The sequence below is a fragment of the Naumannella halotolerans genome (assembly GCF_004364645.1).
Taxonomy (GTDB): Bacteria; Actinomycetota; Actinomycetes; order Propionibacteriales; family Propionibacteriaceae; genus Naumannella; species Naumannella halotolerans.
Genome location: NZ_SOAW01000001.1, coordinates 1,989,483 through 2,009,030, shown reverse-complemented (window position 1 = coordinate 2,009,030; position 19,548 = coordinate 1,989,483). Strand labels below are relative to the sequence as shown.

The window sequence follows — 19,548 nt, the reverse complement described above, 5'->3', positions numbered from 1 at the left end:
TCACCGCGCCTCGGCCGTTGGATCGCTCGAGGCGCTGCCGGGCTCTGCCATGATGGGCCCGATGTCCGCAGCCCAACCCCGGTCGGTTCAGCACCCGTCCCCGCCCGTCACGCCCAGCTGGGTGCCCGGTGTGCTGGTCGGTCTCCTCGGCAGTCTGGTCCTCGGGGTGGCGATGTTCACCCCGGGTTTCCTGCCGACGACCAGCCCGGTGTTCGGCCTCCTGCCCATACCCCTGCAGACCGGTCAGACAGCGGTGGTCGTCGGCGTGCTGCTGAGTGTGCTCGGCTGGCTGCTGCTACGGCCGGAGATGTGCTCGACCCGGCCGATCAACAGTTGGTCGGTGCTCGGCCTCTGGGCGCTGCCGCTGCTGTTCGTACCGCCGGTGATGTCGAACGATCCCTACCTGTACGCCGATCAGGCCTGGACCGTCCAGCAGGGAGCGAATCCCTACCTGGTCGGATTGTCCGCCCTGCCGGGTCCGTACTCCGACCAGGTGGACGGGGTCTGGCAGGGGTCGACCGCGGTCTACCCGGCGCTGCACCTGATCACCACCTGGCTGGCCGCCGGTGTGACCGGTTTCCATCCCTACTGGGGGGTGGTGGCCATGCGGCTGCCGGCAGTGCTCGGAGTCGTCCTGCTCGGTCTGTGTCTGCCGCGACTTGCACGGGCGGCCGGGGTCGCGGTGGGGCCCGCCCGATGGTTCTGCCTGCTGAACCCGATCGTCGTCGTCCACCAGCTCGGCGGTGCCCACAACGACGCCCTGATGGTCGGGTTGGTGGCCGCCGCCCTCTGGTGGGCGGTGGCCGGTCGCTGGCCGCTGCTCGGAGCGCCGGTGCTGCTGGGACTGGCCGTGGCGGTGAAACAGCCGGCCGCCCTCGCCGGTCTGGGGATCGCCCTGCTGATCGTCCAGCGGCTGCACCACAGCTCGGTCGATCCCGACTGGCGCGGCTGGTCCGCGGTCGTCGCCGACGCCCGACGCTGCCTGCTCCCGGTGGCGGTGACTGCGGCGGTGTCCATCCTGACCCTGGTGGCGGTCTCCTACGCACTCGGGTTCGGCCTCGGCTGGCTGTACTCGCTCAGCACCCCGGGTTCGGTCCCCAGTCCGGCCCCGGTGAGTGTCCTGACCCAGTTGGGGGTACCCGGTGCGGTGGCGCTGTGGCTGGGACGGTTCGTGCTGGCAGCGCTGGTGATCGGATTGCTGATCCGGTACGGATCGCGCGACCCCTGGCGGGTACTGGTGGGCACGATGCTGGCGCTGGCCCTGACCGGTGCGGTGCTGCACGGCTGGTACCTGGCCTGGGGTGTGTGCTTCTTCGCCCTGGCCCGATTCGGGCCGATGGCCGAACGCGCGCTGGTGACGGTGATGATCTTGATGTTGGTCTATCTCTCGATGGCCGAGTACATCGGGATCATTCCGCTGCTGGCCCAGGCGCTGATCGGGTTCGCCGTGGCGATCGTGCTCGTCCAGGCCGCCTATGTCTGGCCTGCCTTCGCCGGCAGGATGCCGATCTCCCCGCCCCGGGCGGACCCGGCATGATGAGCCGTGCAGCGCCGCCCAGCGCCGCGGCAAGGACCTCACGTGACAAAGGTGGTCATCGATGAATGGGACGACAACGACAGCGACACCCCGGCCCGTGGCCGGCCGACTGCAGGACAAGGTGGCGATCGTCACCGGTGCCGGATCCGGCATCGGCCGCGCCACCTGCCTGCGGCTTGCCGCCGAGGGAGCCCGGGTGGTCGCTGCGGATCGAGATCTCGCCGGTGCCGAGGCGACCGCTGCGCTGGCGGGGGAGCAGCGGGCGATCGCCAGCCTCACCGATGTCACCGACGCCGAAGCACTGGCGGCCACGGTGGAGCGGACCGTCGAAACCTTCGGCGGGGTCGACATCTTCCACAACAACGCCGGTCTGGCCCAGGCGGCCAAACCCTTGGCAGAAGTGACGCGGGGTGAGTGGGATGCGTTGATCGCGGTGAATCTGACCGCCTTCTTCCTCGGTGCCCAGGCGGTCGTCCCGGCCATGCGTCGACGCGGTGGCGGAGTGATCATCGCCACCGCCTCCACCTCGGCGGTCCACCCCCGGCCCGGGCTGTCGGCCTATGCCGCGGCCAAGAGCGGTGTCCTCGGGCTCACCCGCGAGCTGGCCCTGGAGCTGGCCACCGACCGGATCCGGGTGAATGCGATCAACCCGGTCGCGGTGAAGACGCCGATGCTGAGCGAGTTCGGGCTCGCGGCCGAGGACGAGCTGTTGGACAAGATGGCGGCGACGATCCCGCTCGGTACGGCGATCGACGCCGAGGACATCGCTGCCGCGGTGGCCTACCTGGCCTCCGACGATGCCCGCTACGTCACCGGGATCGCCCTGAACGTCGACGGGGGTCGTGACCTGTGAGCACCTTCCCCGCGATCGATCCGGCCACCGGGCAGGCTTTCGCCGAGGTGGTCGAGATGGACGCCGAGCAGATCGCTGCCGTCGTCGACGCCGCAGCTGCGGCGTACCGGACCAGCCACGAGTGGCGGTTCCCGGTGAACCGGGCTCAGGCACTGCGGCGACTGCGGGAGCTGTTGGCCGAGCATGCCGAGGAGCTCGCCCGCACCGAGACTCGCGACACCGGCAAACCACTGGCCCAGGCACGGGCCGATGTCGCGGTCAGCACGCGCTATCTGGACTTCTACGCCGGTGCCTGCGACAAGCTGGAGGGCCGCAGCATCCCGCTGGGCCCGGAGACGGTCGACTTCACGGTCCGCGAGCCCTGGGGTGTCTGCGGGCAGATCATCCCCTGGAACTATCCCCTGCAGATGATCACCCGGGTTGCCGCACCCGCCCTGGCCGGCGGCAATGCGGTGGTCCTGAAACCCTCCGAACTCGCCTCGCAGACCCCGTTGCGCTGGGCCGAACTCGCAGTGCAGGCAGGCATCCCCGAGGGGATGGTCGGCATCGTCACCGGGCACGGGCAGGCCGGCGCCGCCCTGGTGCAGCATCCCGAGATCGCCCACGTGACCTTCGTGGGTTCGGCGGCCACCGGCACGATCGTGGCCAAGGCGGCCGCCGAACGACTGGTCCCGGTGGAACTGGAACTCGGTGGGAAGTCACCGAATGTGGTCTTCGCCGACGCCGATCTCGAGCGGGTCGTACCGGCGGTGGTGAAGGCGCTGATCCAGAACGCCGGGCAGAGCTGCTCGGCCGGTTCGCGGCTGCTGGTGCAACGCGAGATCCACGACGAACTGGTGACCCGGGTGGCCGCGGCCTTCGCCGGCCTCAGCATCGGTCCGGGCCTCGAGGACCCCGATCTGGGGCCTGTGGTCGCACCCCAGCAGCTGCAGCGGGCGTTGTCGATGATCGAGACGGCCCGCACCGACGGTGCCCGGGTGGTGACCGGCGGCGGCGCGCCGGAGGCATTTCCCGACCGGTGGTACGTCGAACCGACGCTGATCACCGAGGTCACCCCGGACATGGAGATCTTCACCGAGGAGGTGTTCGGCCCGGTGCTGGCCGTCACCGCCTTCGACGACGAGGCCGCGGCGGTCACACTGGCCAATGACTCCCCCTACGGCTTGGTGGCCGGAGTGTGGACCTCCGATCTGTCCACCGCCCACCGGGTGGCCGGGGCGATCCGGGCCGGACAGGTGTTCGTCAACACCTACGGTGTCGCGGGTGGGGTGGAGATCCCGTTCGGCGGCATGAAACGGTCCGGGTACGGCCGGGGCAAGGGGATGGACGCGATCTGGGCCTACACCCAGGTGAAGAACATCTGCATCGCACTCTGAGCCGGTCCGTACCCCCCGCTCAGGAGTCGCTGGTCCCCGGCGCGCCGGTACGCAGACGTGCGACATGGGAACGCGCGTGGGCCACGGCGGCGTCCAGGCTGTCCAGCAGGTGGTTCGGGTGCCGCAGGCTGTCCAGCACCCCGACCCGGTCCAGCAGGGCACGATGCTCCGGGCGTACCCCCTTGATCAACACCGTCAGGCCGCGCGCCTCCAGCTGCTGGACCAGCTGGGCGAGGCTGTTCGCACCGGTCGCATCCAGCATCCCCAACCGGGACATGGCGATGATCACCACATCGGCGTCGGCGGCATGGGCCTGGTCGGCGATCCCGGTGGCCAGCCGGTCGGCGGCACCGAAGAACATCGAACCGTCCAGCCGGTACAGGGCGATCCGTTCATCTCCGCGATGGTGCTCACCGGGCAGTTCCTCCCGTTCCACCGTGCTCCGGCCGGCAACTCCGCGCAGGGCGAGTAAGGCGGCGATCAGGATCCCGATCTGCACCGCCTCGATCAGGTCGAAACAGACCGTCACCACGGCGGTCACCACGAAGATCAGCGCATCGGAGCGGGTGGAGCGCAGGATCTGCCGGATCGTCGTGGCCGAGACCATCCGGAACGACGTCACCATCAGTACCCCGGACAGGGCGGCCAGCGGAATCGCCGCGACCGGGCCGGTCGCCAGGTAGACCACACCGAGCAGCAACAGGGAGTGGGTCACCGCCGCGACCCGGGTACGGGCACCGGAACGGACGTTCACCGCGGTCCGGGCGATCGCACCGGTGGCCGGCATCCCGCCGAACAGCCCGGAGGCGACCGAGGCCAATCCCTGCCCGGTGAGCTCCCGGTCGGGGTCGTAGGGGCCGGTCGGTGCCATCGAGGCGGCCACCCGGGCCGAGAGCAGGGACTCGATGGCGGCCAGTACGGCGATCGCCAGGGCTGCACCGGCCAGGGACTGCACCATCACCGGATCGAAATTCGGCAGGGCCGGGGTCGACAGCTCGGTCGGCAGGGCACCGATCCGCGGCACCGGTACGGAGGCGAACTGGACGACCACGGTGACCACCACGACCGCTGCCAGGCTGGCGGGGAATCCGGCCCGGATCCGTGGCAGCACGATCATGAGCAGCGCGACTGCGGCGACCACGGCGAGGGTCCGGACGGCCAGCGACCAGTCGGCGGTGGTCACCACGTGCAAGGCTGCGGGCAGGGTACGCATCCCTGCCGGAGTGTCGACGCCGAAGGCGGCAGGAACCTGTTGCAGGAAGATGATCGCGGCGATCCCGAGGGTGAACCCCTCGATCACCGGCCAGGGGATCAAGGTGACCGCGCGGCCGAGCCGGAAGATCCCGAGCAACAGCACCAGGATGCCGGCCAGCACGGTGACCAGGGCCAGGCTGGAGATGCCGTGTTCGGCGACGATCGGGGCCAGGATCACCGCCATCGCCCCGGTCGGGCCGGAGACCTGGACGTTGGAGCCGCCGAAGATCGCGGCGATCAGCCCGGCGACGACCGCGGTGATCAGTCCGGCCGCGGCGCCCACCCCGGAGCTGATGCCGAAGGCCAGGGCCAGCGGCAGGGCGACCACGCCGACGGTGATGCCGGCCAGCACATCGGAGCGCCAGCTGCGTCGCAGCCCGGCGTAGTCGGCGCGTCGGGGCAGCAGCCGTCGCACCGCCTCGGTGCCGGTACGAACGGCTGCCGATGCCGCACGTGACGGGCTCATCGGCGATGCACCGGGGGGAGGTCGGCCAGCGCAGCGGCATCGGCGCTGCGTTCGGTCAGCAGGCTGTTCAGGAAGCTGCGGGCGGTGACCAGCAGATCGGCGATGGAGGGATCGGCCAGCTGGTAGAACACGGCATTGCCGACCCGCCGGCTGGTGACCACGTGGTGGCGCCGGAGCACTCCGAGGTGTTGGGACAGCACGGTCGCCTCCTGCCCGGTCTCGGTCAGCAATCGGCTCACCGGTAGGGGTTCGGTGGTCTCGCAGAGCAGTTCGAGGACCCGGATCCGCACCGGGTGGGCAAGGGCCTTGAACAGGTTCGCCTTGATCTCGTAGAGCGGGCGGTGGCGGGTGATGGCGATCTGGTCGGGCACGGCGGACCTTGGATTGAGGGATTGACACTTTGTGCAAGTCATCATACGGATTCCGGTGACGGGGGCAACTCGGGCCGGACTGCGGCCGAATCGGGGTCATCGGGCGCCGGGCATTACCATGAGGGGGTGTCCGACGATCAGCTTTCTCCCTCCGGCGTACCTGTGCCGTTCGCCACTCTCGGTCTGACCTTCGACGACGTTCTGCTGCAGCCGAACGAGACCGATGTGATCCCCAGCGAGGCCGACACCTCGTCGCGGGTCTCGAAGAACATCCGGGTACGGATCCCGCTGCTCTCCTCGGCGATGGACACCGTCACCGAGACCCGGATGGCCGTGGCGATGGCCCGCGAGGGAGGGATCGGCATCCTGCACCGGAACCTGTCGATCACCGACCAGGCGGCCATGGTCGACCAGGTCAAGCGTTCCGAGGCCGGGATGATCGACGAGCCGATCACCATCGGCCCCGATGCCACCCTCGGCGAGGCCGACGAACTCTGCGGCCACTACCGGATCTCCGGCATTCCGGTGGTCGACCCCGACAACCGCCTGCTCGGCATCGTCACCAACCGGGACATGCGCTTCGAGACCGACGCCTCCCGGCCGGTACGCGAGGTGATGACCCCGATGCCACTGGTCACCGGCCGCCAGGGAATCAGCCCGGACGAGGCGATGGGCCTGCTGGCCCAGCACAAGATCGAGAAGCTGCCGCTGGTCGATGGCGAGGGCCGGCTGACCGGGCTGATCACGTTGAAGGACTTCGTGAAGTCCGACAAGTACCCCGACGCCTCCAAGGACGATCAGGGCCGGCTGCGGGTGGGTGCCGCAGTGGGATTCTTCGGTGACTCCTGGGAACGTGCGATGGCACTGGTCGAGGAGGGGGTCGATCTGCTCATCGTCGACACCGCCAACGGCCACGCCCGCGGAGTGCTGGACATGATCAGCAAGCTGAAGGCCGAGCCGCTGGCCGAGGGTGTCGACGTGGTCGGTGGGAATGTCGCGACCTATGCCGGGGCCAAGGCGCTGTGCGATGCCGGGGCCGATGCGGTGAAGGTCGGTGTCGGGCCGGGATCGATCTGCACCACCCGGGTGGTGGCCGGTGTCGGCGTACCGCAGGTGACCGCGATCCACGATGCGGCCCGGGCCTGCCGGGAGGCCGGGGTGCCGGTGATCGGCGACGGCGGGCTGCAGTACTCCGGGGACATCGCCAAGGCCCTGGTGGCCGGTGCCGATGCGGTGATGCTGGGCAGTCTGCTGGCCGGTTGTGACGAGAGCCCCGGTGAGTTGACCTTCATCAACGGCAAGCAGTTCAAGACCTACCGGGGGATGGGTTCGCTGGGCGCGATGGCCGCCCGCGGGCGCAAGGCCTCGTACTCCAAGGACCGTTACTTCCAAGGTGATGTGACCAGCGACGACAAGCTGGTCCCGGAGGGCATCGAAGGACAGGTGCCCTATCGCGGTCCGCTCGGTGCGGTCGCCTATCAACTCGTCGGCGGTCTGCGGCAGTCGATGTTCTACACCGGCTCGCACACCATCCCCGAGCTGCACGCCAAGGGACGGTTCGTCCGGATCACCTCGGCGGGGCTGCGTGAGTCGCACCCGCACGACATCCAGATGACCGTCGAAGCACCGAACTACAACCGCTGAGCCAGGGGACCACTGACATGATCGACATCGGCCGCAGCAAACGCGCCCACCGTGCCTATTCGCTCGACGACGTGGCGATCGTGCCGTCGCGCCGTACCCGCGGGGCCGAGGAGGTCTCCCTGAACTGGCGGATCGATGCGCTCACCTTCGACTTCCCTCTGATCGCCGCCCCGATGGACTCGATCATGTCGCCGGCGACGGCGATCGAGATCGGACGGTTGGGCGGACTCGGGGTATTGAACCTCGAGGGGCTGTGGACCCGCTACGACGATCCCGAGCCGTTGCTGGTCGAGCTAGCCGACATCGACGACCAGTTGGCGGCCACGGCGCGGATGCAGCAGATCTACGCCGAGCCGATCAAGCCGGAGTTGATCACCGCCCGGATGAAGGAGATCCGGGAGGCCGGCGTACCGGTCGCCGGATCGTTGTCCCCGCAGAACACCCAGGACTACTACCAGGTGGTCGAGGCGGCCGCGGTCGACTTCTTCGTCATCCGCGGTACGACGGTCTCGGCCGAACACGTCTCCGGTGATCGGGAACCGCTGAACCTGAAGAAGTTCATCTACGACCTCGACGTGCCGGTGATCGTCGGCGGATGTGCGACCTACCAGGCTGCCCTGCACCTGATGCGTACCGGTGCTGCCGGTGTGCTGGTCGGTTTCGGCGGGGGTGCGGCACATACGACCGCCGATGTGCTGGGGATCGAGGTGCCGATGGCCTCCGCACTCGCCGATGTGGCCGAGGCCCGACGGGACTACCTCGACGAGTCCGGTGGGCGCTACGTGCACCTGATCGCCGACGGTTCGATCAGCAAATCCGGTCAGATCGCCAAGGCGATCGCCTGCGGCGCCGATGCGGTGATGGTCGGCAGCCCGCTGGCCCGGGCACATGAGGCGCCCGGTCGCGGATGGCACTGGGGTGCCGAGGCTTGGCATGCGGAGTTGCCGCGCGGTGAGCGGGTGCAGCGGCCGCAGGTCGGCAGCCTGGCCGAGATCCTGCACGGGCCCTCCCGGGTGCCGGACGGCACGATGAACCTGGTCGGTGCCCTGCGCCGTTCGATGGCAACCACCGGGTACACCGAGGTGAAGGAGTTCCAGCGGGTCGAGGTCGTGGTCTCTTGATCATCGGCCGCCCGGATCGTCGACGCCCCATGGTGGTTGAAGTCGGGGGAGACCGGTCATGACCGAGACGCCCTCCAATGCCGATGTGCCGGCCGAACTGCTGCGCCTGCGCGGTTCGATCGACAACATGGATGCAGCGCTGATCCACCTGCTCGCGGAGCGGTTCAAGATCACCCAACGGGTCGGTGAGTTGAAGGCCACCGAGGGACTGCCGCCGGCCGACCCCGGCCGGGAGGCCGAGCAGATCGAGCGCCTTCGGCGTCTCGCCACCGAAGCGCATCTCGACCCGGACTTCGCCGAGAAGTTGATCAACTTCATCGTCGCCGAGGTGGTCCGGCACCATGCCGCGATCGCCGAGGGGCAGTCCTGAGGCCGATCCGGGACTAGGTCACCACGGTGCGCTTCCCGCGCTGAGGCGGCTGGAGATCTCTTCCAACTCGTTCGTCCGACCGGAAGCAACGTCCATGATCAAGGCGTAGGCCTGATCATTGCTGAGCGTCAGTCGATACCCGTTGATACCCAGAAACGCGATCGTTCCGGCAAGGGCGAGTCGCTTGTTTCCGTCGACCAGGGCGTGGTTGCGTGCGGTCGAGTGAAGTAGCGCAGCCGCCTTCGTGAAGAGGCCGGGATAGGCTTCCTTCCCGAACACCGTCTGTGCCGGTCGCGCGACAGCAGAGGCAAGCAGCCCGGCGTCGCGGACGGACACGGACGGGAGTGTCCTTTCGGCCACATGCAGAAGGTCATCGATCGACAGATAGCGGATCACTGACCGAGACGCTCGAGCGCATCGGCATAGCGCGGCAGCTCAGTGTCCAGAACGGTATCGAGGCGTTCACGCCGTTCGGCGTCGTCCAAGTAACTGCGAATGGCAGCCTGCACGACCGCCTGCATTGAGCGGTTCTCGCGTTCGGCCCGTGCTCGAAGCGCAGCCGTTTCGGCCTTCGTCAGCCGCAGTGTCATCGCCATGTGGCCATGATACCGCTGTGATACCACCGGGTGGCGGTTTCCGTGCGTACGGCGGCTGACCACGGCATCGACGCAGGTCAGATGATCCATTCGGGTTCGGCCGGTGCCGCGGCGGGTTCGCGTACCTTGCCGGGTACGCCGACCACCGTGCTGTGTGCCGGAACGTCCTTGGTGACGACCGAATTGGCGCCGATGCGGGAGTAGGCGCCGACGGTCACCGGGCCGAGGATCTTGGCGCCGGCACCGGCGACCACGCCGTCCTCCAGGGTGGGGTGGCGCTTGCCCTGGGAGAGGGTACGGCCGCCCAGCGTGACCTGGTGGTAGAGCATCACGTCATCGCCGATCTCGGCGGTCTCACCGATCACCACACCGACACCGTGGTCGATGAAGAACCGGCGGCCGATGGTGGCGCCGGGATGGATCTCGATCCCGGTCAGCACCCGGGTGAGGTGCGACAGCACGCGGGCCGGGAGGCGGAGGACCTTGGTCTCCCAGAGCGCGTGCGCCACCCGATGCAGCCAGATGGCATGCAATCCGGGGTAGGCGAGCACCAGTTCGAGTCGGCTACGTGCAGCCGGGTCGTTGCGGAAGGCCGCTTCGCAGTCCTCGGCGAACCGGATACGCACCCGGTCGAGCAACGAACCGCCCTCGGATGCGGGGCGGTCGGCATCGGTGGTCACCATCGATTCCTCACTGGCAGCACCGCCGGTCGACGGTGGACGGGTCACCCCGTCCACCGTCGCGGCGCTCATCTGCCTACGTCGTTCGTCGGGCCGGGCGGCTCAGTTGAGCAGATCGGCGTACAGCGGGGTGGAGAGGTAGCGCTCGCCGAAGTCCGGGACGATCACGACGATCGTCTTCCCGGCTGCCTCCGGACGGTTGGCGATCTCGGTGGCCGCGGCGATCGCAGCACCGGAGGAGGTGCCGACCAGCAGGCCCTCCTTGGCAGCGGTCTCCCGGGCGACCTTCCAGGCGGTCTCGGCATCCTGCGGCAGGATCTCGTCGATCACGTCGCGGTCCAGCACGTCGGGCACGAAGTTCGCGCCGATGCCCTGGATCTTGTGCGGGCCGGCGGTGCCCTCGCTCAGCAGCGGAGACTCCTTGGGCTCCACGGCGATGATCTTGACGTCGGGGTTCTTCTCCTTCAGCACCTGGCCGACACCGGTGATGGTGCCACCGGTGCCGATACCGGCGACGAAGTAGTCGACCTTGCCGTCGGTGTCGGCGAGGATCTCCTGGGCGGTGGTCTCGCGGTGGATCTTCACGTTGGCCGGGTTCTCGAACTGCCGGGCCAGCACCACACCGTCCTCCTGGGCGAGCTCGGCGGCCTTGGCCACCGCACCCTTCATGCCCTCCGAGGCCGGCGTCAGCACCAGCTCGGCACCGAAGGCGCGCAGCAGGGCGCGACGCTCCAGCGACATGGACTCCGGCATCGCCAGGATCACCTTGTAGCCACGGGCCGCACCGGCCATGGCCAGCGCGATACCGGTGTTGCCGGAGGTTCCCTCGACGATGGTGCCGCCGGGCTTCAGCTCGCCGGACTCCTCGGCGGCGTCGATGATGGCCACCCCCAGGCGGTCCTTCACCGAGTTCGCCGGGTTGTAGAACTCCAGCTTCGCCAGGACCGTGGCATCGTTCTCGCCGGTCACGCGGTTCAACTTCACAAGCGGGCTGCGACCGATGAGCTTCGTCGCATCTTCAAAGATAGGCATATGAGAAGAACACCGGAGAAGTAGACATGATTCCCTCCGTCTCGGATAGTGAAATTTCAATCGTGTTCAACTTCTTTGTCTCGTGAGATCGCCGGCGGCCTCCCGCGCCACGACAACCGAGCCATACCTGCTCCCCGGGGGCGAGGTGGGGACTCCGATTTCTCACTAGACTCCGGGCCATGAGTTCAGATTCACCGGTGGCACCCGATCCCGAGCGCGACCATGACGTGGTCCTGGTCGTCGACTTCGGCGCCCAGTACGCGCAGTTGATCGCCCGCCGGGTACGGGAGGCGAATGTCTACTCCGAGATCGTCCCGCACACCATGAGTGCGGCCGACATGCTGGCCAAGCAGCCGAAGGCGGTGATCCTTTCCGGAGGCCCCGCCTCGGTCTACGCCGAGGGGGCACCGCAGGTGGACCCGGCGCTCTTCGGTGCCGGCACCCCGGTCTTCGGGATCTGTTACGGCTTCCAGGCCATGGCCGCAGCACTCGGCGGTACGGTCGCCCAGACCGGGCGCAGCGAGTACGGCCGTACCCCGCTGAAGGTGGCCGGTGGAGGTCGCCTGCTGGCCGACCTGCCGAGCGATCTGTCGGTCTGGATGTCGCACCGCGACGCCGTCTCGGCGGCCCCCGCGGGCTTCGAGGTGCTGGCGGGTACGACCGACACCCCGGTCGCTGCCTTCGAGGATCTCTCGGTCGCCCTGGCCGGTGTGCAATGGCATCCCGAGGTGCTGCACTCCCAGCTGGGCCAGCAGGTGCTGGAGAACTTCCTGTTCGACATCGCCGGAGTGAAACCGGACTGGACGGCGGCCAACATCGTCGACGACACCGTGCGCGCCGTCCGCGAGCAGGTCGGTGACAAACGTGTCCTGTGCGCACTCTCCGGTGGCGTGGACTCGGCGGTCGCGGCAGCCCTGGTGCAGCGGGCGATCGGTGATCAACTCACCTGTGTCTTCGTCGATCATGGTCTGCTCCGCAAGGGCGAGGCCGAACAGGTGGAGCGTGACTTCGTCGCCGCAACCGGTGTCGACCTGAAGGTCAGCGATGCCACCGATCGCTTCCTGGGTGCGCTTTCGGGAGTGATCGACCCGGAGGAGAAGCGCAAGATCATCGGCCGCGAGTTCATCCGTACCTTCGAGGCCGCTGCCCGTGAGGTGCAGGCCGAGGGGGAGGTGGAGTACCTGGTCCAGGGCACTCTCTATCCCGATGTGGTCGAGTCCGGTGGTGGTGAGGGAGCTGCCAACATCAAGAGCCATCACAATGTCGGTGGTCTGCCCGAGGACCTGAAGTTCACCTTGATCGAACCCCTGCGGGCGTTGTTCAAAGACGAGGTACGAGCCGTCGGCGAGGAACTCGGCCTGCCCTCGGCGATGGTCTGGCGACAACCGTTCCCGGGCCCGGGGCTGGCGATCCGGATCGTCGGTGAGGTCAACCCGGCGCGACTCGACCTGCTGCGGGAGGCCGATGCGATCGCCCGCGAGGAGTTGACCAATGCCGGGCTGGACCGTGACGTCTGGCAGTTCCCGGTGGTCCTGCTCGCCGATGTGCACTCGGTCGGTGTGCAGGGCGACGGCCGTACCTACGGCCACCCGGTGGTACTGCGCCCGGTGAGTTCGGAGGACGCGATGACCGCCGACTGGTCACGCCTGCCGCATGAACTGCTGGAGCGGATCAGTACCCGGATCACCAACGAGGTGCCGCAGGTCAACCGGGTGGTGCTGGACATCACCAGCAAGCCGCCGGGCACCATCGAGTGGGAGTGATCTCGCTGAGCTGAGCTGCCGGGGCGGTGTCGGCCTGGTGGCCGGCGCCGATCGGCGAGCAACGATGCAGGTGATGCTCCCTCCGGGCGGGTCGACTCGCGCGGGGACAACGACCCGGCCCGCCGGTGCGTACCGGTCGGCCGGGTCGTTGCTCATCTCGTCACTGCGAGGTCAGCGCAGGTCGTCGGGGTTGTGCGGTGCCGGCGCGTCGGTGGTGGAGTTCTTCCGGCTGCGGATCTCGTCGGTGACCCAGGTGATGCCCGATCGGGAGGTCTCGTCCGGCAGCAGGAACCAGGCGCCGAGGTAGAGGAACGGGCCGATCCCGGTCAGCAGGACGATCGCCAGGGTGATCAACCGGGTCAGCCCGGTGTCCACGCCGAGGTACTGGGCGACGCCGCTGCAGACACCGCCGAGGAGTTTGTCGTTGGTGTTACGGGTCAGTTGCTTGGCCATGGGAATGGTCCTTTCGGTTGGTTCGGGTTCTGGGCGATCGAGGGGGTCAGGTACGTCTGCGGGAGGAGAACATGCCGAGCAGGCCGACCACCACCAAGGTGGCGGGTGCGCCGATGGCCACCGCATTCCACGGGACCGGTTGGTCATAGGCGATCAGCGTGACCCCGGCGGCAACCGCAAGGCCGCAGAGTCCCAGCAGCAATGAGCCCAGATGGAGTTTCATCCGATCACCTGCACCGTGCCGACGTCAACGGTCAGGTTGACCCGTACCTGCGGCGCCGACGGGTCGGTGACGTAGGTCTTGGTGCCGCTCAGCTCGACCCCTGATTCGGTCAGGCCGGGACCGGTGACCGAACCGGCATCGACGCGATAGACGACGATCAGGTTCCGTTCCTCCTCGGGCAGGTGCAGGCGCAGCGTCCCGGCCTCGACCGAGTAGGAGTAGGCCCGGGGGGCATCGGTACGCAACGCCGTCAGGTCCACGTCGAGGGTGCCGAGGTCCAGATCCCGGCTGGTCGGGGCAGCTGCCTCGGCCGAATGCGTCAGCTGGGTGTACGGGGTGGCGATCGAGGATGCCTGCCCCGCCAGCGCGGCGATCGAGGTGACGATCACCAGTGCCACGGTGGCGATGCCGAGACCGCGTGGCCGGCCGACGAAGGCGCCGATCACCAACATCAGGCTCAACGCCGCCGTGGGGGCTGCCAACCACACCAGGGCGGGAACCTGCAGCCCATTGGCGTTCAGGATTCCCAAGGTCAACAAGGCCAGTCCGGCCAGGATCAGCCCGGTCCAGCGCAATGCCCTGCCGATCGGGGTGGTTTGCGTTCGCCGTCGCGCACGGGTCGTGGCCGCGGCCTGTCGAACCGGCGGCGCGATGGGGACGAACCGGGCGTCACCGGCCGCTGGGCTCGGGCGGTCGGGGTCGCTGACCGGATCGTTCGCTGCCGCCTGCGGGGAGTAGCTCGGCCAGGCACCGGCGGTGTCGGATCCGCCCCAGCGGTCGAGTTCGGCGATCCGTGCACGCCAGGCGGCCGCGGCCCGGCCGAACTCGGTGTCGGGCAGGACCGGGGGGTCGATCCTCACCGGCGGAGGCAGCGGCTGGCGGTGGTTCGTCCGCCGATGCCGCGACCGGTGGTATCCGAAGTACCAGACAGCAGCCAGCACCACCGCCGGCATCACCCCGAACGGAAGAACCGGCCCCAGGACGGCGGCGACCACGATGCAGGCGAGGACGGTGAAGATCGCCCAGACCCAGGCCGGCCAGGACGAGGCGCCGGGGAGGTAGCGCTCGACCGGGGCCTGTTCGCCCTCGCGGGGGAGCAACAGGACACCGAGTCCGTACAGGACCAGCCCGACACCCCCGCTGAGCGCGAGCAACACCGCCGCCAACCGGACCAGCGTGGGATCGATCCGGTACCGGTCGGCGACGCCGCGACAGACGCCGGCGACCACACCACCGTCACGGCGGCGACGAAGGACCGGTTGACTCATGAGGCCCATCCTTACCCACGTGCCGGCCCCGCGGTATCGGGGCTGTCCCCCATATCCGGGGCCATCGGGCCGCTGGTGCTTCAGGGCAGACTGGGGGATGGAAATGGTGGCACGCCCGCGTGTGCCGTGTGAGGCTGGGGACGATGAGTGCCGAGGTGCGAGGAGACAGTGATCCGGTGCAGCCGGACGCTGCGGCGCGCCCGCCCGTACCCACCGGTCCACCGAGGTACGACGAACCCACCGGTCAGCACGACGACGGGCGGTCCACCGAGCAGCCGGCCGAACCCCAGCCGAAGGCCGAACGGCGGGCCGAGGACGCCTGGTTCGCCGGCGTCTGCTCCGGACTGGCCTATCACCTGCGGGTGCCGGTGCTGGCGGTCCGTCTGGGCTTCGTCGGGCTGACCCTCTTCCAGTTCCTCGGCCCGTTGATCTACGGGGTGTTGTGGCTGCTGATGCCGCCACAGGCCGATCCGCGCCAGGCGCCCGGGCTGGCGGCCAACGACCGGGCCGGCAACCGGACGGTGGTGCGGGCCCGCCGCAAACGGGATCTCGGTGCGGTGGTCGCCCTGGGCCTGTTCGCGGTCGGTGCGATGTGGCTGTCCCAGGTTCTCGGCCTCGGTTACGCCCCGCAGTTCTTCTGGCCGCTGGCGATCGCCACCGCCGGGGTGGCGCTCGTCTGGCGTACCGCCGACCCGGTGAAGAAGGACCGCGGGAGTGTCCGCGCGCCGACCTTCCTGCAGCCCTTCGTCGCCTCCGGCAGGGCGCTGTCGGTGATCCGGGTGATCCTCGGTATCGGCCTGGTGGGCTGTGCCATCGTCTGGGTCACCGCCGCCGAGCTCGGCGTCGGTGTCGTCCCCGGGGTGCTCGCGGTCAGCGCGCTGGCGCTGGCCGGTGTGGCGATCATCGCCGCGCCGTGGATCCACTCCTCGCGACGCGCACTGATCGATGCCCGGGAGGAGAAGGTACGCGCCGAGTTGCGTGCCGACATGGCAGCCCATCTGCACGACTCGGTGCTGCAGACCCTGGCGCTGATCCAGCGCCAGGCGGCCGACCCGAAGGCGGTGCAGACCCTGGCCCGGCGGCAGGAGCGTGAGCTGCGCACCTGGCTGTACGACGAGGAGACCGCCGAGACGACCTTGAAGGCCGGGTTGCAGCAGGCCGGTTCGGAGGTCGAGCTCGAACGCGGTGTTCCGGTCGAGGTGGTGGTGGTCGGTGACACCGACCTGACCGAAGCCGGTCAGGCGCTGGTGCGCGCGGCCCGCGAGGCGATGGTGAATGCGGCGAAGCACTCCGGTGCGGACAAGATCGACGTTTACGCCGAGGCCTTCGACGACACGATCGAAGTCTTCGTCCGCGACCGCGGATGTGGCTTCGACCCCGCGGCGGTCGATGAGGACCGGCTGGGACTGAAACAGAGCATCACCGGTCGGATGGAACGACATGGTGGCACGGCCCGGATCCGATCCGCGCCGGGTGAGGGAACCGAAGTGAGACTGGAGCTGAAGCAATGACCGAACCGACCGAGCCCGTCGAGACGAACCCGGCCCCGACCGGCCCCCTGCGGGTGGTGGTGGTCGATGATCACGCCATGTTCCGGGCCGGGGTTCGCAGTGAGATCGACCGCGGGGTGCAGGTGGTGGCCGAGGCCGCCGATGTGCCGAGTGCGGTGAAGGCGATCACGCAGACCCGCCCCGATGTCGTCCTGCTCGATGTGCACATGCCCGGCGGCGGCGGCGTGGAGGTGATCAAACAGGTGCTGCAGGTGCTGCCGGAGCAGCGATTCCTGGCCCTGTCGGTCTCTGATTCCGCCGAGGACGTGATCAGCGTGATCCGGGTCGGCGCCCGCGGCTATGTCACCAAGTCGATCGCCGCCGATGAGCTGATCGATGCCATCCGTCGGGTCGCCGAGGGGGATGCGGTCTTCTCCCCGCGGCTGGCCGGCTTCGTGCTGGATGCATTCTCCGGTGCGATCGACGTGGCGAGTGTGGACGAGGATCTCGACCGGCTCTCCCAGCGCGAGCGTGAGGTGATGCGGTTGATCGCTCGCGGGTACGCCTACAAGGAGGTCGCCCGGGAGTTGTTCATCTCGATCAAGACCGTGGAGACCCACGTCAGCAGCGTGTTGCGCAAGCTGCAGCTCTCCAACCGGCACCAGCTGACGCGATGGGCCACCGACCGGCGCTTGGTCTGATCACGGGGTGGCCTGATCGTGGGCTGGTGTGATCGTGGGCTGGTTGATCATGGACTGGTCTGATCCCGGGCGGTTCCGTTCGCCCCGGCTGGGCCGATCGGGACTGGGAAACCGGCGGCATGAACGGTCGTGATTCGGCCACAGCTGCCAGATGCGGCAGTGATGGCCGGATGACGACCTTCGGTGCCGGTGGCCAGCCGGCGTCGAGGTGGATACCGGGTTGATCATGCGTGCCGGACACGCAGAAGACAGACGGAGGGCCCGGACAGATGTCCGGGCCCTCCGTGTCTGAGTCATCCGTGGATGGACTCAATCGACGATGATCAAGCGCGACGCTTCTGGATGAAGCCCCAGATCACGAGCACGAGGATCGCGCCGATGACCGAGGTGATCAAGCCCTGGAAGCTGAACACGTCGGTGTACTTGACGTTGAACAGCAGACCACCGAGGAACCCTCCGAGCAATGCTCCGACGATGCCGAGGATGATCGTTGCGATCCAGCCACCACCCTGCTTTCCGGGGAGAATTGCTTTGGCAATTGCCCCACCAATCAGACCGATAACGATGTAGGCGATGATAGTTCCCATGCCGGAAGCCTAGGGGTTCGGTATGAGAAACGCCATTTTACTGAGGGAAGTTTCAGGGTTGCCGGTTTCCCGGCGAGTCGGTGCCCGATCACGCCTGCTGCGGGTCTACGGTTCGGGCATGCTGTGGGCTGAGAAGTGCATCGTGCTGCTGCAGCTCGTCTCCTGGGCGCTGCTGCTGGGCAGCGCGGTCTCGCAACTGCGACTGCCATCGCCGGAGATCACCCGGATGATGCTGGTCGGATCCTTCGGTCAGTTGATCTCGTCCGCGGCCCTGATGGTGATCACCGCGGTGGCATCCGAACCGCTTCGCGTGGGCAAGCTGATCGTCACCCTGGTGCTGATGGTGGTGATCGCGGTGCTCTCGGCGCTCAACCGGCGTTTCGAGACCATCCCCCGGGGACTGCTCGGACTGCTGGCGCTGCTCAGCGTCGCGGTGATGGGGGTCGTCGTCCTGTGGGGCGAGACGTTGCAGTTCTCCTGAGGGTCAGTCTCCTGGGGGACACCCGACCGGGTGTCAGAAGAGCGGGCGCAGCGGCGCCAGGATCGCCTCGGTGGCCTTGGCCACGATCGAGCGGCGTTCCCACTCCTCCAAGGTCACCTCGACACAGTTGCCCAGGTCCTGGGAGAAGATGCCCTCCATCACCTGCGCGGTCTCGGCGCCCAAGATTTCCACGTTCAGTTCGTAGTTGAACGCCAGGGACAGATTGTCCATGTTCGCGGTGCCGATGGTGGACCAGATCCCGTCGATCGTCGCAGTCTTGGCATGGACCATCGCGTTCTGGAACAGGAACAGTCGTACCCCGCCCTCCAGCAGTCGGCGGTAGAAACCCCGGGAGAGCCAGTCGGCGACGACGTGGTTGGACGCGGCCGGAACGATGATCCGCACGTCCACCCCGCGGCTGGCGGCCGCGATCAGGGTGGAGGTCAGTCCTTCGTCGGGAATCAGGTAGGCGTGGGTCATCCAGCAGTTGCGGTTCGCCCGGTCGATCGCCTCCAGATACATCGAGCGGATCGGGAAGGTGAACAGCGACGGGATGTTGCGATGGACCCTGACCGGACTGTCCCAGGTCCGTTCGGTGACCTCCGGCAGAACCGGGCGGGCGTCGGCGTTCCAGAAGTCGATGAAGGCGTTCTCCAGCTCCGGCACCGGGGAACCGGAGAGCCGGATGTGGGTGTCGCGCCAGTCGGTGGCGTACAGGTCACCGATGTTGTACCCGCCCAGGTAGGCGACCTTGGAGTCGATGATCAGCAGTTTGCGGTGGGTACGCGCCCAGCTCGTCGGCAGCCAGGCCGGCTGCCCCCGGCGAAGCAGCGGGTGCTCGTGGACATGGATCTTCGGGTCGAGGTCGAAGAACCGGCGGGGGACGACCAGGTTGGCGAACCGGTCGTAGATCACGTGGACGTCGACACCGCGATGGGCGGCCCGGGTGAGTGCGTCCTTGACCCGTTGCCCGTACCCGTCGCTCTTCCAGATGAAGGTCTCGAAATCGATCCGGGTGGTGGCCGCATCGATGTCGGCCAACATGTCGTCGTACAGATCGGCACCGAAGGTGTAGATCCGGACGTCACCGGAGTCGTCGGCCAGGGTCTGCGGCAGGCAGTAGGGGAAGCTCGGCTGGGGCCGGAATCGCTTGCGGTAGGAGTCGATCCCGGTGAGCACTGCGATGATCAGCAGCTGGCTGCCGAAAAGGCCCAGCAGAATCCGCCGCAGCCAGGTTCCCAGACGCCTCAGATTCACGTACCCAATCATGTCAGACACTACC

21 protein-coding genes are annotated in these 19,548 nt (G+C 68.1%); 10 read left to right on the top strand and 11 right to left on the bottom strand.

Annotated features, from left to right (window positions below; translation table 11 throughout):
• The first annotated feature begins 61 nt into the window (after window positions 1-61).
• The 3 genes from mptB (at window position 62) to CLV29_RS09315 (ending at window position 3,766) form a co-directional block, all read left to right on the top strand.
• Window positions 62-1,537, top strand: coding sequence for a polyprenol phosphomannose-dependent alpha 1,6 mannosyltransferase MptB (gene mptB / locus CLV29_RS09325; RefSeq protein ID WP_133754622.1), 1,476 nt, complete (start codon window positions 62-64; stop codon window positions 1,535-1,537).
• A 61-nt stretch (window positions 1,538-1,598) separates the two neighbouring features.
• Window positions 1,599-2,390: an SDR family oxidoreductase gene (locus tag CLV29_RS09320; RefSeq protein WP_133754621.1), complete on the top strand. Its 792-nt coding sequence runs from the start codon at window positions 1,599-1,601 to the stop codon at window positions 2,388-2,390.
• The gene (locus CLV29_RS09315; protein ID WP_133754620.1) at window positions 2,387-3,766 is read left to right on the top strand and encodes an aldehyde dehydrogenase family protein; all 1,380 of its coding nucleotides are present in this window, start codon (window positions 2,387-2,389) and stop codon (window positions 3,764-3,766) included. Before CLV29_RS09320 ends, CLV29_RS09315 begins: the two co-directional genes overlap by 4 nt.
• Before the next feature lie 19 nt (window positions 3,767-3,785).
• Here the strand turns inward: CLV29_RS09315 and CLV29_RS09310 are convergent, their stop codons facing one another.
• Entirely contained in the window at window positions 3,786-5,486 is a 1,701-nt protein-coding gene (locus CLV29_RS09310; protein ID WP_133754619.1) for a SulP family inorganic anion transporter, read from the bottom strand.
• The gene (locus tag CLV29_RS09305) at window positions 5,483-5,857 is read right to left on the bottom strand and encodes an ArsR/SmtB family transcription factor (RefSeq protein WP_243831813.1); all 375 of its coding nucleotides are present in this window, start codon (window positions 5,855-5,857) and stop codon (window positions 5,483-5,485) included. The genes CLV29_RS09310 and CLV29_RS09305 overlap by 4 nt, the downstream gene beginning before the upstream one ends.
• Before the next feature lie 126 nt (window positions 5,858-5,983).
• On the opposite strand from CLV29_RS09305, the gene guaB reads away from it, so the two are divergent.
• The 3 genes from guaB to CLV29_RS09290 are packed head-to-tail and all read left to right on the top strand — an operon-like array spanning window position 5,984 to window position 8,992.
• The gene (gene guaB / locus CLV29_RS09300) at window positions 5,984-7,501 is read left to right on the top strand and encodes an IMP dehydrogenase (RefSeq protein ID WP_424991527.1); all 1,518 of its coding nucleotides are present in this window, start codon (window positions 5,984-5,986) and stop codon (window positions 7,499-7,501) included.
• Between the two features lie 17 nt (window positions 7,502-7,518).
• Complete coding sequence (locus CLV29_RS09295; protein ID WP_133754617.1) at window positions 7,519-8,622, top strand: GuaB3 family IMP dehydrogenase-related protein; 1,104 nt, start codon at window positions 7,519-7,521, stop codon at window positions 8,620-8,622.
• 58 nt (window positions 8,623-8,680) lie between these two features.
• The gene (locus CLV29_RS09290; protein ID WP_133754616.1) at window positions 8,681-8,992 is read left to right on the top strand and encodes a chorismate mutase; all 312 of its coding nucleotides are present in this window, start codon (window positions 8,681-8,683) and stop codon (window positions 8,990-8,992) included.
• A gap of 18 nt (window positions 8,993-9,010) precedes the next feature.
• On the opposite strand, the gene CLV29_RS09285 is transcribed toward CLV29_RS09290, so the two are convergent.
• The 4 genes from CLV29_RS09285 to cysK form a co-directional block, all read right to left on the bottom strand.
• The gene (locus CLV29_RS09285) at window positions 9,011-9,388 is read right to left on the bottom strand and encodes a type II toxin-antitoxin system death-on-curing family toxin (protein ID WP_243831812.1); all 378 of its coding nucleotides are present in this window, start codon (window positions 9,386-9,388) and stop codon (window positions 9,011-9,013) included.
• The gene (locus CLV29_RS09280) at window positions 9,385-9,588 is read right to left on the bottom strand and encodes a ribbon-helix-helix protein, CopG family (RefSeq protein WP_208292821.1); all 204 of its coding nucleotides are present in this window, start codon (window positions 9,586-9,588) and stop codon (window positions 9,385-9,387) included. The genes CLV29_RS09285 and CLV29_RS09280 overlap by 4 nt, the downstream gene beginning before the upstream one ends.
• Window positions 9,589-9,665: 77 nt before the next feature.
• Window positions 9,666-10,271 (bottom strand): serine O-acetyltransferase EpsC, encoded by a 606-nt coding sequence (gene epsC, locus CLV29_RS09275; RefSeq protein WP_133755144.1) that lies wholly within the window; start codon window positions 10,269-10,271, stop codon window positions 9,666-9,668.
• A 99-nt stretch (window positions 10,272-10,370) separates the two neighbouring features.
• Window positions 10,371-11,300, bottom strand: a complete 930-nt coding sequence (gene cysK / locus CLV29_RS09270) for a cysteine synthase A (protein ID WP_133754615.1) — start codon at window positions 11,298-11,300, stop codon at window positions 10,371-10,373.
• A gap of 179 nt (window positions 11,301-11,479) precedes the next feature.
• On the opposite strand from cysK, the gene guaA reads away from it, so the two are divergent.
• Window positions 11,480-13,063 (top strand): glutamine-hydrolyzing GMP synthase, encoded by a 1,584-nt coding sequence (guaA, locus tag CLV29_RS09265; protein ID WP_133754614.1) that lies wholly within the window; start codon window positions 11,480-11,482, stop codon window positions 13,061-13,063.
• 171 nt (window positions 13,064-13,234) lie between these two features.
• On the opposite strand, the gene CLV29_RS09260 is transcribed toward guaA, so the two are convergent.
• From CLV29_RS09260 to CLV29_RS09255, 3 genes are read right to left on the bottom strand one after another with little or no spacing between them, the layout of a single operon-like run.
• Window positions 13,235-13,516, bottom strand: a complete 282-nt coding sequence (locus CLV29_RS09260; RefSeq protein ID WP_166649198.1) for a PspC domain-containing protein — start codon at window positions 13,514-13,516, stop codon at window positions 13,235-13,237.
• Window positions 13,517-13,562: 46 nt separating this feature from the next.
• Entirely contained in the window at window positions 13,563-13,739 is a 177-nt protein-coding gene (locus CLV29_RS16180) for a hypothetical protein (RefSeq protein ID WP_166649197.1), read from the bottom strand.
• Window positions 13,736-15,007, bottom strand: a complete 1,272-nt coding sequence (locus CLV29_RS09255) for a PspC domain-containing protein (protein WP_166649196.1) — start codon at window positions 15,005-15,007, stop codon at window positions 13,736-13,738. The genes CLV29_RS16180 and CLV29_RS09255 overlap by 4 nt, the downstream gene beginning before the upstream one ends.
• A 143-nt stretch (window positions 15,008-15,150) precedes the next feature.
• Between CLV29_RS09255 and CLV29_RS09250 the strand changes: the two genes are divergently transcribed.
• Window positions 15,151-16,518 carry an ATP-binding protein gene (locus CLV29_RS09250; protein WP_133754611.1) on the top strand — a complete coding sequence of 456 codons (1,368 nt, stop codon included), beginning with the start codon at window positions 15,151-15,153 and terminating at the stop codon, window positions 16,516-16,518.
• Window positions 16,515-17,198: a response regulator gene (locus tag CLV29_RS09245; RefSeq protein ID WP_133754610.1), complete on the top strand. Its 684-nt coding sequence runs from the start codon at window positions 16,515-16,517 to the stop codon at window positions 17,196-17,198. Before CLV29_RS09250 ends, CLV29_RS09245 begins: the two co-directional genes overlap by 4 nt.
• A gap of 323 nt (window positions 17,199-17,521) precedes the next feature.
• Here CLV29_RS09245 and CLV29_RS09240 read toward each other — a convergent pair whose 3' ends face one another.
• Window positions 17,522-17,785, bottom strand: a complete 264-nt coding sequence (locus CLV29_RS09240) for a GlsB/YeaQ/YmgE family stress response membrane protein (RefSeq protein ID WP_133754609.1) — start codon at window positions 17,783-17,785, stop codon at window positions 17,522-17,524.
• A gap of 118 nt (window positions 17,786-17,903) precedes the next feature.
• On the opposite strand from CLV29_RS09240, the gene CLV29_RS09235 reads away from it, so the two are divergent.
• A complete protein-coding gene (locus tag CLV29_RS09235) occupies window positions 17,904-18,266 on the top strand; it encodes a hypothetical protein (protein WP_133754608.1) in 363 nt (120 codons plus the stop codon).
• 33 nt (window positions 18,267-18,299) lie between these two features.
• Here CLV29_RS09235 and CLV29_RS09230 read toward each other — a convergent pair whose 3' ends face one another.
• A complete protein-coding gene (locus CLV29_RS09230) occupies window positions 18,300-19,523 on the bottom strand; it encodes a phospholipase D-like domain-containing protein (RefSeq protein ID WP_243831811.1) in 1,224 nt (407 codons plus the stop codon).
• Between the last annotated feature and the right edge of the window lie 25 nt (window positions 19,524-19,548).

Coding starts and splice junctions, on each gene's coding strand:
- CLV29_RS09260 (WP_166649198.1), bottom strand. CDS start 13,516: ATGGCCAAGCAACTGACCCGTAACACCAACGACAAACTCCTCGGCGGT.
- CLV29_RS09295 (WP_133754617.1), top strand. CDS start 7,519: ATGATCGACATCGGCCGCAGCAAACGCGCCCACCGTGCCTATTCGCTC.
- CLV29_RS09290 (WP_133754616.1), top strand. CDS start 8,681: ATGACCGAGACGCCCTCCAATGCCGATGTGCCGGCCGAACTGCTGCGC.
- CLV29_RS09240 (WP_133754609.1), bottom strand. CDS start 17,785: ATGGGAACTATCATCGCCTACATCGTTATCGGTCTGATTGGTGGGGCA.
- cysK (WP_133754615.1), bottom strand. CDS start 11,300: ATGCCTATCTTTGAAGATGCGACGAAGCTCATCGGTCGCAGCCCGCTT.
- mptB (WP_133754622.1), top strand. CDS start 62: ATGTCCGCAGCCCAACCCCGGTCGGTTCAGCACCCGTCCCCGCCCGTC.
- CLV29_RS09310 (WP_133754619.1), bottom strand. CDS start 5,486: ATGAGCCCGTCACGTGCGGCATCGGCAGCCGTTCGTACCGGCACCGAG.
- CLV29_RS09320 (WP_133754621.1), top strand. CDS start 1,599: ATGAATGGGACGACAACGACAGCGACACCCCGGCCCGTGGCCGGCCGA.
- CLV29_RS09245 (WP_133754610.1), top strand. CDS start 16,515: ATGACCGAACCGACCGAGCCCGTCGAGACGAACCCGGCCCCGACCGGC.
- CLV29_RS09255 (WP_166649196.1), bottom strand. CDS start 15,007: ATGAGTCAACCGGTCCTTCGTCGCCGCCGTGACGGTGGTGTGGTCGCC.
- CLV29_RS09250 (WP_133754611.1), top strand. CDS start 15,151: ATGAGTGCCGAGGTGCGAGGAGACAGTGATCCGGTGCAGCCGGACGCT.
- epsC (WP_133755144.1), bottom strand. CDS start 10,271: ATGGTGACCACCGATGCCGACCGCCCCGCATCCGAGGGCGGTTCGTTG.
- CLV29_RS09280 (WP_208292821.1), bottom strand. CDS start 9,588: ATGGCGATGACACTGCGGCTGACGAAGGCCGAAACGGCTGCGCTTCGA.
- CLV29_RS09235 (WP_133754608.1), top strand. CDS start 17,904: ATGCTGTGGGCTGAGAAGTGCATCGTGCTGCTGCAGCTCGTCTCCTGG.
- guaA (WP_133754614.1), top strand. CDS start 11,480: ATGAGTTCAGATTCACCGGTGGCACCCGATCCCGAGCGCGACCATGAC.
- CLV29_RS16180 (WP_166649197.1), bottom strand. CDS start 13,739: ATGAAACTCCATCTGGGCTCATTGCTGCTGGGACTCTGCGGCCTTGCG.